General features: G+C 35.5%; 12 protein-coding genes and 1 tRNA gene. All 13 read right to left on the bottom strand.

What is annotated here, in order from left to right; all coding sequences use genetic code 11:
• Positions 1-78: 78 nt before the first annotated feature.
• The gene (gene recB, locus ACGH80_RS01770; RefSeq protein WP_411630458.1) at positions 79-3,555 is read right to left on the bottom strand and encodes an exodeoxyribonuclease V subunit beta; all 3,477 of its coding nucleotides are present in this window, start codon (positions 3,553-3,555) and stop codon (positions 79-81) included.
• Entirely contained in the window at positions 3,534-3,992 is a 459-nt protein-coding gene (gene sixA / locus ACGH80_RS01765) for a phosphohistidine phosphatase SixA (RefSeq protein ID WP_174799484.1), read from the bottom strand. The genes recB and sixA overlap by 22 nt, the downstream gene beginning before the upstream one ends.
• A 10-nt stretch (positions 3,993-4,002) precedes the next feature.
• The gene (locus tag ACGH80_RS01760) at positions 4,003-4,299 is read right to left on the bottom strand and encodes a YfcZ/YiiS family protein (protein ID WP_034909671.1); all 297 of its coding nucleotides are present in this window, start codon (positions 4,297-4,299) and stop codon (positions 4,003-4,005) included.
• A gap of 185 nt (positions 4,300-4,484) precedes the next feature.
• On the bottom strand, positions 4,485-6,251 hold the full coding sequence (locus ACGH80_RS01755) for a DEAD/DEAH family ATP-dependent RNA helicase (RefSeq protein WP_411630457.1): 1,767 nt from the start codon (positions 6,249-6,251) through the stop codon (positions 4,485-4,487).
• Positions 6,252-6,596: 345 nt separating this feature from the next.
• A complete protein-coding gene (nlpI, locus tag ACGH80_RS01750) occupies positions 6,597-7,457 on the bottom strand; it encodes a lipoprotein NlpI (RefSeq protein WP_065589550.1) in 861 nt (286 codons plus the stop codon).
• 25 nt (positions 7,458-7,482) lie between these two features.
• Positions 7,483-9,597, bottom strand: coding sequence for a polyribonucleotide nucleotidyltransferase (gene pnp, locus ACGH80_RS01745; protein WP_411630456.1), 2,115 nt, complete (start codon positions 9,595-9,597; stop codon positions 7,483-7,485).
• Between the two features lie 307 nt (positions 9,598-9,904).
• The gene (gene rpsO, locus ACGH80_RS01740; RefSeq protein WP_085164450.1) at positions 9,905-10,174 is read right to left on the bottom strand and encodes a 30S ribosomal protein S15; all 270 of its coding nucleotides are present in this window, start codon (positions 10,172-10,174) and stop codon (positions 9,905-9,907) included.
• Between the two features lie 149 nt (positions 10,175-10,323).
• Positions 10,324-11,247, bottom strand: coding sequence for a LysR family transcriptional regulator (locus tag ACGH80_RS01735; protein WP_065589548.1), 924 nt, complete (start codon positions 11,245-11,247; stop codon positions 10,324-10,326).
• 243 nt (positions 11,248-11,490) lie between these two features.
• On the bottom strand, positions 11,491-12,243 hold the full coding sequence (locus tag ACGH80_RS01730; RefSeq protein ID WP_065589547.1) for a TSUP family transporter: 753 nt from the start codon (positions 12,241-12,243) through the stop codon (positions 11,491-11,493).
• Entirely contained in the window at positions 12,240-13,313 is a 1,074-nt protein-coding gene (aroC, locus tag ACGH80_RS01725) for a chorismate synthase (RefSeq protein WP_065589546.1), read from the bottom strand. Before aroC ends, ACGH80_RS01730 begins: the two co-directional genes overlap by 4 nt.
• Positions 13,314-13,343: 30 nt before the next feature.
• The gene (prmB, locus tag ACGH80_RS01720; protein ID WP_411630455.1) at positions 13,344-14,237 is read right to left on the bottom strand and encodes a 50S ribosomal protein L3 N(5)-glutamine methyltransferase; all 894 of its coding nucleotides are present in this window, start codon (positions 14,235-14,237) and stop codon (positions 13,344-13,346) included.
• Between the two features lie 141 nt (positions 14,238-14,378).
• A tRNA-Ser gene (locus tag ACGH80_RS01715) sits at positions 14,379-14,466 on the bottom strand.
• A gap of 68 nt (positions 14,467-14,534) precedes the next feature.
• On the bottom strand, positions 14,535-14,624 hold the full coding sequence (locus ACGH80_RS01710; RefSeq protein WP_141672672.1) for a YnhF family membrane protein: 90 nt from the start codon (positions 14,622-14,624) through the stop codon (positions 14,535-14,537).
• Between the last annotated feature and the right edge of the window lie 14 nt (positions 14,625-14,638).

Raw genomic sequence — 14,638 nt, 5'->3', positions numbered from 1 at the left:
TCTAAAAATAAGGCACCGTTTTGGGTGTCTTATTTTTATTCAATTGTATTTTTCGATATGGTTATTTCTTAATAATTGTTATATTCCATTTAACATTTCACCATCAAACAGCTTATCAAGTTCTTCGATAAATTCTTGCTGAGGTCGGTGATAAAAGATGCCTTGCTCGGGCATTCCTCGTAAAAAGAGATAATATACCCCTCCAAAATGCGTTTGGTATTGGTAATTAGACAAACGTCCTTTTAAAAAACGATGCAATGCTAAACAGTAAAGTTGATATTGTAGGTCATAGCGATGATCGCACATCACTTTTTCAAGTGCTTCTTGGCTATAAGCATCAACACATTCACCTAACCAATTAGATTTATAATCAACCACATAATATTTCCCTTCAAATTTGAAGACTAAATCGATAAAGCCTCTTAGCATACCTTGTACCGACTCAAAATCTAATTCGGGACATAATCTTGATAAATGATCATATTGTTTACACAAACTATCTAATTGCTGACTAGTGACTGTTTTGCGTATAGGGAGATAGAATTGCAATTCGTTAATATGTTGCCCCATTAACACTTGCGATAATATTAAATTTGGATCATGCAGTTTTGTAGTCAATATCTGTTGCATCCAATTTGTTACTACGCTATTCCACTCTGTTTCTAAATTGAGCTTTTTTACCATCTGATTACATAATTCAACAAGATTATCTGATGTGATATCTTCCATAATGCTGTGCATTAATGTACCAACATATGCTCCTTTAGGAAAATGGTGGATATCATATAGTGTGTCGTTTGATTGTACTCTATCGGATTCGTATGGGGATTCGTCCCAGTCATTAATAAGATCAGGCTTATAAGCCAATACATTATGATTATGCCTTTGTAATTCAGTATAACTTGTAACCCGCCAACTGTTTGAAATATTACGCGAAAATACGTTAGCCGATAATGATTGGTCTGGCAAAATTGCCGGAATATACTGTTCGCTCTCTATTGGTAATTGGACATCAATTAAATTAGCTATATTGGCAATTGATCTTAATTCACTTTTTAATAAATGATTAATAGCCGATTGGCTTTTTTTCAATGAAGCAAGTCCAATACTACAATGATAAACCGAGCGAGTCATTGCAACATATAATAGCCGCAAATCTTCAGCAAGTCGCTCTTTCTCTATCTGCTCTTTAATCTCATCAGACAGTAACCATGCATAAGTTGGCTGATAGTCATTATCTTTATCATGATAAAATTGGCTATCGGATGCACGATATATTGAAATAAATGGTAACCAAACAATCGGAAACTCTAATCCCTTTGATTTATGAATAGTAATAATCTTGACAAGGTTTTCATCACTTTCAAGGCGTTGTTGATGATTTTCTAAATTTGGATCTGGGTTAACAATTTGTTTTGTCAACCACCGAATTAAGGCGTGTGGACCATCTAACTCATTTGATGTTTCTTGAAGTAATTCGCCTAAATGCATTAAGTTAGTTAATGTTCGTTCACCACCTTGGCGAGCTAAGATGTTTTCAGCTAGATGCCGTTTTTTCATCATTCGGCGTAACATAACCAATACACCATAATATTGCCAAATTGCTTGATATTGTTTGAATTCTTCGACCAAACTTTCCCATTTATCTTGATCGTCAGTGATTTGTTCAAGGTCTGTCATGGTTTGACCTAATAGCGATGTCATTAATGCTAGCTTGAGCATTGTTTCGTTTTCTGGCATTAAAACAGCTTGCAATAGGCTCAATACATCTTTTGCTTCATTTGAAGAAAACACACTACTATTGTTTGACAAGTAGACACTCTTAACACCGCAATGAGTCAATTTTTGTTGAATAACTTCGGCTTCACGTCCATTACGCACTAAGATCGCAATATCTGCTGTAGTCACAGGACGTTGTTCGTTTTCGCTATCAATTAACATTGATGAATTAGACAGTAAAGTCACTATTTGGGTAGCACAACAACTAGCCATGTGTTCTTGATAATCAGAATTTGTTGCAATATCATCAGGTAGTAAGTAAGCAGCTAATGCCGATACTTCTTGGTTGTTAATTTGTAAAGACTTTTGCTGATTCCGTTTTGCCGCTTCCATGGGTAAAAAAGGAATATCATTAAATATAAATGGATTATCGCAATTAGAAAATAATTGGTTAACAGCTTTGACCATCGAAGCAGATGAACGATAGTTTACATCCATGGTAAAAGAATTTTCCCCTGTCGATTGTTTAGCTTTTAAGTAAGTGAATATATCTGCACCTCGAAAGCTGTAAATTGCTTGTTTTGGATCACCAATAAATAATAGACCTCGATCTAACTTGTTCCTGTCATAAATACGATCAAAAATTTGATACTGAGCAGGATCGGTATCCTGGAACTCATCAATTAAAGCAACACAATATTTTGAGGCTATACTTTGCGCCAATCGATCACCTGCTTTTGCTTTTAATGCACGATTTAGTTGCCAAATAAGATCGTCAAAGCTCATCTCGCCATTTTTGAGTTTTTCGTTATAGATCCCTTTCTGAATTACACTGACAATATCCATTAAGATTTGGTTTCGTAGATCAAAAGGTTGTTTATATAGATCGTCAATTTGTTCAAAAAACGAATGACATGGAACACTTTTTCCTTCTTTCGTCTTTTCGATTAAAACTGATTGCTTAAATTTTTCAAGTTCGTTGGGTAATTCAAATGTTCGAGTTTTGCTGTTAGCCCATGCCGATACTTTAATTACCCAATTGGGTAGATTTCGACTACTATATGATTGTTTGCTGACACCTGATTGTATAATGATTTCAACTAATTTTTCAGACAAAGCTAACCAAGATTTTTTAATATTTTCAATTTTTTCATAACTTTGTTGGTGAAACAACTTTATTGTTGTACTTATATCTAGGTTTACCTTGCCAGCATTGTTGAAATCTAACCCTAAATAAGGGGTGATGTCTTTTAGCAATGCCGTTGGATCTTGCCATGTAGCAAGCACTAAATAAGCAAGTGGTTTATCAAGCGGTGTAAAATAGTGACGCCAAAAATCTTGAGTTACTCTTAATTTTAACTCATATTCATCAGAGATTAGCTTTTGCTCAAATAAAACACCCGATTCAAATGCATGGCTAGTTAGTATTCGTTGGCAAAAACTATGTATAGTATAAATAGCCGCATCATCCATTGACTGTTGAGCAATAGTAAGTTGCTGTACTGCAAATTTTCTATCATCAATTAATTCAATGAGTTGTTGATAAATAGGATCTTTATGATGTCCTTGTAATAGGCCTATTCGCAGTTCTTGAATATTTTGCCTTATCCGCGATCGAAGTTCTTGAGTTGCCGCTTTGGTAAAAGTCACAACCAGAATTTCGTTAACATTTAAAGGCCTTGGGTAACTATTTTGACCAATGCCCAATAACAATCTTAAGTAAATAAAGGCAAGAGAATAAGTTTTACCAGTTCCAGCCGATGCTTCAATTAAAGTTCGACCAGTTAGAGGTAAATCAAAAAGATTAAGTTTTTTTACTCCGCTTGATGAAACCATTCAAGATTTCCTGCAGAGTTTGGTAATAAACTAATACAAGCAATTGCGGCAGTAGAAAACATAGGAGGAGCAACTTGCGGACATAGTTCATTAACTAAATATCCCACCAATGGCAAATGAGATACAATAATCACATTTTCAACCCCATCATTTAACAATATTGCTAATATGTCAGCAATATGAGATGGGCTACCACCAGGCACTAAAAATTGATTAGTTTCAACTTTTGCAACACTAACGTGTGATGATAATTCTGTTAGTGTTTGTTGAGCTCGCAAATAAGGGCTAACCAAACCAATTTCAAATTGAAAATTTTGCTGTTTAAGCCATTTACCAGCTTGATTTGACTGATTAATGCCATAATTTGTTAATGTTCTACTGGAATCCGATGAAGCAGAAAACCCTGCTTCACCATGTCTCATAATACAAACTTTCATCAATATTCAATTAACGTAATTTTAATTGGAAAATCATGCATTCTGCACCACAACAAAAGGTAAATTTTGCTGATAATTTAAAGCCATCGCTTATTTTATCAATATTGCTATTAATTTCACACGGCTCTGTTGCGACATCATTTGCAGCTTGGGTTAAAGATGCTAACTTAGCTTGAGCTTCTGATTCTGTCGCAAAGATGTGTTCATATTCAGCGCTACAGTCTTCGTTATCAATTATTGTACCAACATCCACACAACAACATGCTGGAGTTTCGTTTGCTTTGCATTTGTTTAAAGAATCTGCCATGCTTACCTCTAATTAACTGTTAATATTTTTAATAGTATACTCTCAATCATAACTTAGGGCAAAGCGCTAACTCTGTTTTGTTTTTTATCTGAATATAATGCAGTATTATGTGGCTACTAAACTATGTTGTTAGTTGAGATAAAAAGAATTAAAGATACCTCTGCCAAATGGCAGAGGTCAATACATTAGAATTTAGGTGCTGTTGGGCGACCACGCTTTTTTGCAAACGGTTTATCAGATGTATCTGATTTACTGTTTTTACGAGCTCGTTTAGTATCAGACGTTGCTCCACTGATTAAGCTCATTTTCATTGGTTGATTAAGTACTCTTACTTTTTCAAAATGTTTTAGTATGTCTTTTGGCATACCTTTTGGTAATTCAACTGTCGAATAAGTGTCATGAAGCTTGATATTACCAATGTAACGACTGCTAATATCAGCTTCATTAGCAATTGCCCCCACAATATGACGAACTTCAATACCGTTCTCTTTACCTACTTCAATACGATACATATCCATATCACCAACATCGCGTCGTTCTCGACGTTTTGGGGATTCACGATTATCACCTCTTAAACGGCGTTCACCGCCACGATTATCCCGATCTCGCATTTCACGCGATGGTTTAAACACTGGGTCTGGTGGTAAAATTAAAGGGCGTTCCCCTTGTGCTAATTTTAATAAAGCGGTTGCAATCGTTTCAAGATCGGCTCCACTATCCGCTTGTATTTTTGCTAATAACTTTTGGTACTCATCTAAATCACTACTCTCAAGTTGTTTCTGGACTTGCGCAGTAAATTTAGCTAAACGACGCTGTTCAAGTAGCTCTTTTGATGGCAACCCAACTTCTGGAATTGGTTTTTTGATAGTTTGCTCGATATTCTTAAGTAAACGACGTTCACGGCTATCAACAAATAAAATAGCACGGCCAGCACGACCAGCGCGACCTGTTCGTCCAATACGGTGAACATAAGATTCAGAATCTAACGTGATATCATAATTGATAACTAAGCTAATACGCTCAACATCTAAACCACGAGCAGCAACATCGGTTGCAATTAATATATCTAAACGACCATTACGTAAACGATCTAATGTTTGTTCACGCAATTGTTGTGTCATATCACCATTTAATGCAGCACAACTATAACCGTGCTTTTCAAGCACTTCCGCCACATCTAAAGTAGCTGATTTTGTTCGAACAAAAATAATAGCCGCATCAAAATCTTCTGCTTCTAGAAAGCGAACGATAGCTTCGTTTTTACGCATACCTCTAACAAGCCAATAACTTTGGTCAATATCAGGGGCAGTTTGATTGGTACCTTTGATCTGAACTTCTTTAGGATTTTGCATAAATCGTTTAGTAATACGACGAATTGGTGCTGGCATTGTTGCCGAAAATAAAGCTGTTTGATGATCATCTGGAATCGTTGTCATAATGCTTTCAACATCATCAATAAAGCCCATTCTTAACATTTCATCTGCTTCATCAAGTACTAATCCCTTAAGATTAGAGAGATCTAAGGTTTTACGATTTAAGTGATCAAGCAAACGTCCTGGTGTACCAACTACAATTTGAGGACCTTGTTTTAAGGCTCGTAATTGAACGTCATAACGCTGTCCACCATATAAAGCGAGTACTTTTACCCCTTTCATATATTTTGAATATTCAGAGCAAGCATCAGCAACTTGTATAGCCAATTCCCGTGTAGGAGCTAATACTAAAAGTTGTGGTGCTTTTAAGTTTGCGTCAATATTCATTAAGAAAGGAATTGAAAATGCAGCGGTTTTGCCACTACCTGTCTGTGCCATACCCAATACATCATTACCCTCTAATAATAGAGGAATACATTCAGATTGGATTGGTGATGGTTTGCTAAAACCAAGATCATTTAATGCGTTAAGAATATCCTCGGATAAACCAAGATCAATAAAAGAAACTTCTTTTGTCATGTAAACTCGCTTATAAATTTTGAATATATAAACTTACTTATTTAGTAAAAATCCTGATAATTATTAACTAATATCATATAAGTTTATCTTATTTTTTTAAACCAAATAAAGAAAGCAGATATAAATTTATGCCAGCTCACTAAATTGAAAATTTACAACTCACCCCAATAACTAACTGCCTATGTTAACTCAACAAATCGAATCTAAAAAATAAACTAAGGTTGATTGATATTGATATATCTAAGATAAAGCTAACCGCATTATCTAATGTTAAGAACATATTATTTGGCAAATCAGAACTACGCTATAACAATATTTTCACTTTTAAAACTGGCATGACCCTTGTTACTCTTCTTTTTCTTCAAGTAACTTCATTTCATAAAGTGCCTGTTGATGTTCAACATAGTTATAAATATTATTGGCTAAAGCATATTTAAATAACATTTTGGCACGTTCGTTGTCACCTTTACTTTGATAATATTTACCTAAGTAAAAGTAGGCTTCACAAAGGCGTTCGGCTAATTGTCGATTATTCTCTACACCTTGTTGAAGGTTCTGCATTAATTTAGTTTCGCTAATTTTACCTAAATAAAATGCAATAATATTGCCACTATAACTCGTTTTATCATTAATCAGATCATAACGTTTTTGTAGCTCAATTTTGGCGGCTTTATTATCATTTTCCTTTTCAATCAAATAAAGCCATAGAATCCTAATAGGTTCATTCATATCATATTGATAAAACCTTAATGCATCACGCTCTGCGGCTTGATAATGGCCTGTACGATACAACGTAATAGCACGATTTAAATACGCATAAGTATAAGCGGGATCAAGCTCTAATGTAGTATTAAACGACATTAAAGCTGTATCAAAATCGCCATCTCTTAATGCATAGGTTCCTAGAAAGTTGTAAATGTCAGGAACTTCAGGATTTAAGCTCAACAAATAGGAAAAATCGCTTTGAGCAAAGGCTTTAAAACCCAATGAATCATAGGCAATACCTCGCTCAAATATGAGTTGCATTCGCGTTCCAGTATCAAGGCCTTTTTGAGACAGCTGTTGGCTGAGCTGAGCAATTTTTAACTCATCATCATATGAAACTTGCTCAGGAACAGCTAACAAAGGTTGAGAATTAGAACAACCTGACAAAAGAATAACAGCTAGCAAAATGCAGCATACAGTTCTCAGGTTGAATAATCCCATTTTTATCCCCTAATGAATAATAATTTTATTCTGCTGTTGAAACAACGTCTGCTGTCGGTTCGACAGCATCTTTCATACTCAAACGGATTCTGCCTTGGCGGTCAATTTCTAGCACTTTAACATTCACTTCTTGACCAACTTTTAGATAATCAGCCACTTTTTCTACTCGATGATCGGCAATTTGAGATACATGAACAAGTCCCTCTTTACCACCAATAACCGATACAAAAGCACCAAAATCAACGATTCTTGTTACTTTACCTGTATAAATTTTACCAATTTCGACATCAGCAACTAAGTTAGTAATACGTGCCATGGCATCTTTGGCTTTATTACCATCTGAAGCGGCAATCTTAACGGTACCATCATCAGTGATTTCAATAGTTGTTCCTGTTTCTTCAGTTAAAGCCCGAATTGTTGCGCCACCTTTACCGATAATATCGCGAATTTTGTCAGGATTTACATTCATTGTATAAATACGTGGTGCAAACTCTGAAATTTCTTGGCGAGGCTTATTAATTGCTTGTTCCATTACACCTAAAATGTGTAAACGAGCACCTTTAGCTTGATTAAGTGCTACTTGCATAATTTCTTTGGTAATACCTTCAATTTTGATATCCATTTGCAATGCACTTACACCTTCGCGTGTACCTGCTACTTTAAAGTCCATATCACCAAGGTGGTCTTCGTCACCAAGAATATCTGATAATACGACAAACTGATCACCTTCTTTTACTAATCCCATTGCAATACCAGCAACAGATGATTTGATTGGTACCCCTGCATCCATAAGAGCAAGTGAAGCACCACAAACAGAAGCCATTGAAGATGAACCATTTGACTCAGTAATTTCAGACACTACTCGAACAGTATATGGAAATTCTTCACGGCTTGGCATTACAGCCGCAACACCTCGTTTAGCTAGGCGACCATGACCAATTTCTCGGCGTTTTGGTGAGCCAACCATGCCTGTTTCGCCAACAGAGTATGGAGGAAAATTGTAATGAAGTAAGAACCGTTCGGTATATTCACCAGTTAACTCATCAATGATTTGTGCGTCACGCTCTGTACCTAATGTTGCAGTAACTAGTGCCTGAGTTTCACCACGTGTAAACAGTGCACTACCATGAGTTCTTGGTAAGACATTAGTACGGATATCAAGTGCACGAATCATATCTTTTTCACGACCATCAATACGCGGTTCACCAGCAATAACACGCTTACGAACAATTTGACTTTCCAACTCAACAATAATATTAATCACTTCGTTTTCATCAAGCTCGTCATTTTGTTCTTTTAGTACAGCTAAAACGTCTTCTTTAATTAAATCGATTTGTGCATAACGTGCTTGTTTTTCAGTAATACGATAAGCTTCGCCCAAACGATCTTTAGCTAGTTCAACAATGGCGTTATATAGCTCTTCATTTTTAGCCGGTGCTACCCAATCCCATTTTTCACAATTGGCTTTTTCTACAAATTCGTTAATATTATCAATAACAACTTGTTGTTGTTCATGACCAAATACTACCGCTGCTAACATTTGATCTTCAGTGAGTAAGTCAGCTTCAGATTCAACCATTAATACTGCACTTTTTGTGCCCGCAACAACTAAATCTAGACGACTGGCTGCAAGCTCTTTTACTGATGGATTTAATACAAATTCATCATTAATAAAGCCAACACGTGCAGCACCAATAGGGCCGTGGAATGGAACACCAGATAAGCAAAGTGCAGCAGAAGCACCAATCATTGCAACTAGGTCAGGGCTCACCTCGGGATTAACCGAAACAACGGTTGCAATAATTTGGATTTCATTAACAAATCCTTCAGGAAATAATGGACGAAGCGGGCGGTCGATTAAACGTGCAATTAGAGTTTCACCTTCACTTGGACGACCTTCACGTTTAAAAAATCCACCAGGAATACGCCCTGCAGCATAGGTACGTTCTTGGTAATTAACTGTTAATGGGAAGAAGTCTTGACCTTCTTTTACTTTTTTATTTGCAACAACCGTGACAAATACAGCAGTATCATCCATATTAACCATAACAGCTGCGGTTGCTTGACGAGCCATAATACCAGTTTCTAAAGTCACGGTATGACGACCATATTGAAATTTTTGACATGTCGGATTAAACAAAATAGTGTCCTCTTGTTATTTGTTATGTTGAAGTTTGATATTTCGACAGGACGCAACATTACGCTACGCTTATTGATACTCTCTTCAACAATGTGGGGGTATATACAACAAAAAGATTATTTCACTGTCACGACTAATGACAAATCTATAAATTATAGAGCTCTCATTAGTCGCGCGAAACATGAGATATAACCTTTACTTTGTTGGCTTACATAAAATAATAATTTTTAACGCTCAATATTATATCAGAGCACCGATTTTTCACAACGAAAAAGAGGCCTAAGCCTCTTTTCAAGTAGATTGTCAATTAGCGACGTAAACCTAATTTTTTAATCAATTGGTTATAACGTTCAATATCTTTACGACGTAAATAATCTAATAATTTACGACGGCTAGACACCATACGTAATAGACCACGACGGCTATGGTGATCTTTTTTATGCTCAGAAAAATGACCTTGTAAATCATTAATACGTGCAGTTAAAAGAGCAACTTGAACCTCTGTTGAACCAGTGTCATTAGTGCCACGACCATATTCGGCAACGATTTTCGCTTTAGTTTCTACAGTTAGAGACATAATAAACCTCTTAAAATAAACATAAAAAATGGAATGACCGATCTCTAATTCAGACATTCCTCGGTATCCATATAGTGAATATATGAGTTACGTAATTATACTGAAATTTATAAAAATAGCAATTTGATTTATTTAGTTAGCAGCAGTATTTACTTAAGCTCGAAACCATACTCTTCTTGAATTAGTTTTTTTAGCGCCTCAATATAATTTTGAGCTGATAAGCTTAGTTGAGCCTTTTGTGATGTGATCCAGCCAATTAGGATTTTTTCTTCTACATCTAACGGTATTGATAAAATATCAGATCCGTTTAAGTCAGCACTTAAAACCCCTGTGCTAATGGTATAACCATTGAGTCCATGCAATAAGTTAAATAAGGTTGCTCTATCACTGACGTGTATACTCTTTTTATGATAAACCGTACTTAAAATTTCTTCGGAAAAATAAAATGAGTTATATTCGCCCTGCTCAAAAGAGAGATAAGGGTAATCCTCTAAATCATCTAAAGTTAATAACTTCATGGATGATAATGGATGATGAGTACTAATAAATACATGAGGATTAGCTTCAAAAAGTGGATTAAAGGTTAATCTATGTTCTTTCAGTAACCGTAAAATCACTTTTTGATTAAAATCATTCAAATACAAAATACCAACTTCACTACGTAAATTAGCTACATCGGTGATAATATCATATGTTTTTGTTTCCCTAAGCGTAAACTCATACTCATCTGTTTGATTTTTTTTAATTAAGTTAACAAAGGCATTAACCGCAAAAGCGTAATGCTGAGTGGATATACTACATAACTGCTTAGAGGGTTCTTTTTTTGAGTAGTGCTGTTCCAATAGTTCAGCTTGATCTAAAACTTGTTTGGCATAACCTAAAAACTCAACACCATCAGGTGAAAGTGAAACTCCTTTAGAACTGCGCACAAAAATCTCAATACCAAATTCAGCTTCTAGATCTTTCACCGCTGTTGATAAGCTTGGCTGAGTAATATATAAATTCTTAGCTGCTTCATTTATTGAACCAGAACGTGCTATTTCTAAAATATAGCGTAATTGTTGAAGTTTCATAATATTGGGACATGTTAACACAAACTATCTTATATAACACAAATATATACTAAATAATATTTAAGTGAAATAAATACTTGTTGCTATTTTATACTCAAACACATACTTTCCTGAAAGTTTTTGACAAAAATTTTAATATAAATTAATTATGAAAAGTAAAAATGAGAAGCAGTAGAATTGATAATAAAATTACTTTAGATATTTTAGATAGAATAAAATATAAATTATTTAACTTATAAGCAATTAAAAAAAGTTTTCGTAAATTAATTTTATACTCATAAGAATCGAAACTGTAATTAACATTGGTCGAATTAATTTACGACCTTTGGCAATGACCATTTTAGCACCAAGCCTTGCTCCTATAAATTGACCAACTAACATAACCAATCCAATTGACCATATTACTTCTCCCCCTATAATAAAAAACAGCAAGCCGGCCAAATTTGAGGTGAAGTTTAGTACTTTGGTATGTGCAGTCGCTTTGGTTAAATTAAAACCAGCTAACGTGATATAAGCTAACGCATAAAATGAACCAGCACCAGGGCCAAAAAATCCATCATAAAAACCTATACCAAAGGCAGGAATTAATGCGAATTGAATAAGTGAAAGGCGACTGTTACGGTCGTTTTCTCCAATAGTTGGAGAAAGTAAAAAATAGAGCCCAACGCTAATAGTTAAAATTGGTAATAATAATTTTAAAAAATCAGCTTGGATACGCATCACAGATAATGTTCCAATTGCTGAACCAACAAAAGCAAAAACGATTGCCCATTTTTGTTGTTTCAAATCCACCATATGCTGCCGGATAAAATATAGGCTAGCAGAAAACGAACCACCGCAACTTTGCAATTTATTGGTTGCCAATGCACTAGCTGGTGGCAGTCCAACAGCAAGTAATGCAGGGACAGTTAATAAACCACCTCCGCCAGCAATAGAATCAATAAAACCGGCCAAAGCAGCAATCAGAAAAAGTAAAATAAGCAGATCATAACTCATAATTTATTTACATCACCACATTGAGCCCGATAACGAAGGTAGTGATCCATCAGCACAATAGCAACCATTGCTTCAGCAATTGGTACAGCTCGAATGCCAACACATGGATCATGTCGACCATGTGTAGATACTTCAACGCTTTCACCCAAAATATTAACTGATTTACCTGGAATTTCTATACTAGGCGTGGGTTTAAGTGCTATGCTGGCTGATATGGTTTGTCCTGAACTAATACCACCTAAAATCCCACCAGCATGATTAGATAAAAAGCCTTTAGGTGTTATTTCATCACGATTTTCGCTACCACGTTTATTCACAACAGCAAAACCATCGCCAATTTCTACACCTTTCACGGCATTAATACTCATTAGTGCATGCGCAAGATCAGCATCTAGTTTATCAAATACAGGTTCGCCAAGTCCTACTGGAATATTTTCAGCAACAATGCAAACTTTCGCACCTATTGAGTCACCCTCTTTTTTTAATGACCGAAGCAGCTGTTCAAGTGCATCTAATTTACTCTCATCTGCGCAAAAAAATGGATTGTGTTCAACTTGTTGCCAGTCTTTCAATTCACATTTTACATCACCCATCTGAGCCAAATAACCACGAATAGTAATGCCAAGCTTTTCTTGTAGATATTTTTTTGCAATAGCGCCGGCAGCAACTCTCATAGCCGTTTCACGAGCAGAGGAGCGACCGCCACCACGATAATCTCGTATGCCATATTTATTTTGATAAGTGTAATCTGCATGGCTTGGTCTGAAGATATCTTTAATTTTACTATAATCTTGAGAACGTTGATCGGTATTTTCAATAAGTAAACCAATACTCGTTCCAGTTGTAACACCTTCAAATACGCCTGACAAAATTTTGACTTGATCTGCTTCTCGGCGTTGAGTTGTATAACGAGATGAGCCAGGTCTACGACGATCAAGATCATTTTGCATGTCTGATTCTGTTAACGCAAGTCCAGGAGGAACACCATCGACAACACACCCTAATGCTACACCGTGCGATTCACCAAATGTGGTTACTTTGAATAATTTTCCGATTGAGTTTCCAGCCATAATAAATTTATTCCAATGATTAATAACAGTTTATTTAAAACAGTAATGATATTGAACCAGTTCTTCACGTGTGATAGAAAATACACCCAACCCACCACGTTCAAATTCTATCCAATTAAAAGGGACATCGGGATATTGTTGTTGTAAGCTAACCCAACTATTGCCGACTTCACAAACTAATACACCTGCTGGTGTTAAATAATTTATCGCATCTCGTAAAATTTTTTTTACCAGATCTAAACCATCAAAGCCCGCTTCTAATGCTAATTTAGGTTCATATAAAAACTCATCTGGCAAATCACTCATATCTTCACTATCAACATAAGGCGGATTAGTGACAATCAGATCGTATTGTTTTTCAGGCACATCATCAAATAGATCTGACAAAATAGGAGTAACTTGAAAATCCATTTCGTGCATCTCAATATTTGTTTGGGCGATATCTAATGCTTCTAATGAAATATCAGTTATGTCAACTTGAGCATCAGCAAACTCATAAGCGCAAGCAATCCCTATACAGCCACTACCAGTACATAGATCTAAAATATTTTTAGGTTCAGTTAATATTATTTGCTCAAAATGGTTATCAATTAGTTCACCAATAGGAGAACGAGGAATTAATACACGCTCATCCACATAAAAAGCATGTCCACAAAACCAAGCTTGGTTAGTTAAATAAGGGGTTGGTACACGATCTTTTATTCGCTTTTGAATAATATCAATAATTTGACTTTTTTCATCATTAGTTAGATTTGTGGAATAAAATTCTTCAGGAATAAACAACGATAATCCTAACGTTGCTAAAATTAATTGTTTAGACTCGTCAATAGGATTATCTGTACCATGACCTAAAAAGACATCTGATAGACTAAGTTGTGATGCTGTCCAACGTATAAAGTCTTGAACTGTGCGTAAGTTTTCCATAATAACTCCAAATGATTTAGGAGAGGAAGGTATTGTTTGTCATTTTAAATAACAACTATAAATTACGAACTATTAAAATAATCTAGATAGCTAGTTTTATAGCGTTATGAACTAATGGTTCCATCTTTTAATGACTCAATATGGCGGTGAGGAAGGGATTCGAACCCTTGATACGTTGCCGTATACACACTTTCCAGGCGTGCTCCTTCAACCACTCGGACACCTCACCTCATTAGAACCCGCTTTTCAAAAGCAGGTTGCATACTATAATGATCACCAACTAATTAATCAAGCTTTTTAATTCATACAAACAATAAAACCAAATGTTGCCAAAACAGCTAACACAGCAATAGTTGTGATTAAAGCATATTTTAAATTTGAATCCATTATGTTATCTCCAA

It is taken from the genome of Gilliamella sp. BG1, assembly GCF_046635625.1.
GTDB lineage: Bacteria > Pseudomonadota > Gammaproteobacteria > Enterobacterales > Orbaceae > Gilliamella > Gilliamella bombi.
Note: the sequence above shows the minus strand (reverse complement) of the source record. Positions and strands in the feature narration are given on the sequence as shown.

Excerpts from the sequence above, each read along its gene's own strand:
- recB (WP_411630458.1), bottom strand. The coding sequence starts at position 3,555 with ATGGTTTCATCAAGCGGAGTAAAAAAACTTAATCTTTTTGATTTACCT.
- sixA (WP_174799484.1), bottom strand. The coding sequence starts at position 3,992 with ATGAAAGTTTGTATTATGAGACATGGTGAAGCAGGGTTTTCTGCTTCA.
- ACGH80_RS01760 (WP_034909671.1), bottom strand. The coding sequence starts at position 4,299 with ATGGCAGATTCTTTAAACAAATGCAAAGCAAACGAAACTCCAGCATGT.
- ACGH80_RS01755 (WP_411630457.1), bottom strand. The coding sequence starts at position 6,251 with ATGACAAAAGAAGTTTCTTTTATTGATCTTGGTTTATCCGAGGATATT.
- nlpI (WP_065589550.1), bottom strand. The coding sequence starts at position 7,457 with ATGGGATTATTCAACCTGAGAACTGTATGCTGCATTTTGCTAGCTGTT.
- rpsO (WP_085164450.1), bottom strand. The coding sequence starts at position 10,174 with ATGTCTCTAACTGTAGAAACTAAAGCGAAAATCGTTGCCGAATATGGT.
- ACGH80_RS01735 (WP_065589548.1), bottom strand. The coding sequence starts at position 11,247 with ATGAAACTTCAACAATTACGCTATATTTTAGAAATAGCACGTTCTGGT.
- ACGH80_RS01730 (WP_065589547.1), bottom strand. The coding sequence starts at position 12,243 with ATGAGTTATGATCTGCTTATTTTACTTTTTCTGATTGCTGCTTTGGCC.
- aroC (WP_065589546.1), bottom strand. The coding sequence starts at position 13,313 with ATGGCTGGAAACTCAATCGGAAAATTATTCAAAGTAACCACATTTGGT.
- prmB (WP_411630455.1), bottom strand. The coding sequence starts at position 14,237 with ATGGAAAACTTACGCACAGTTCAAGACTTTATACGTTGGACAGCATCA.
- ACGH80_RS01710 (WP_141672672.1), bottom strand. The coding sequence starts at position 14,624 with ATGGATTCAAATTTAAAATATGCTTTAATCACAACTATTGCTGTGTTA.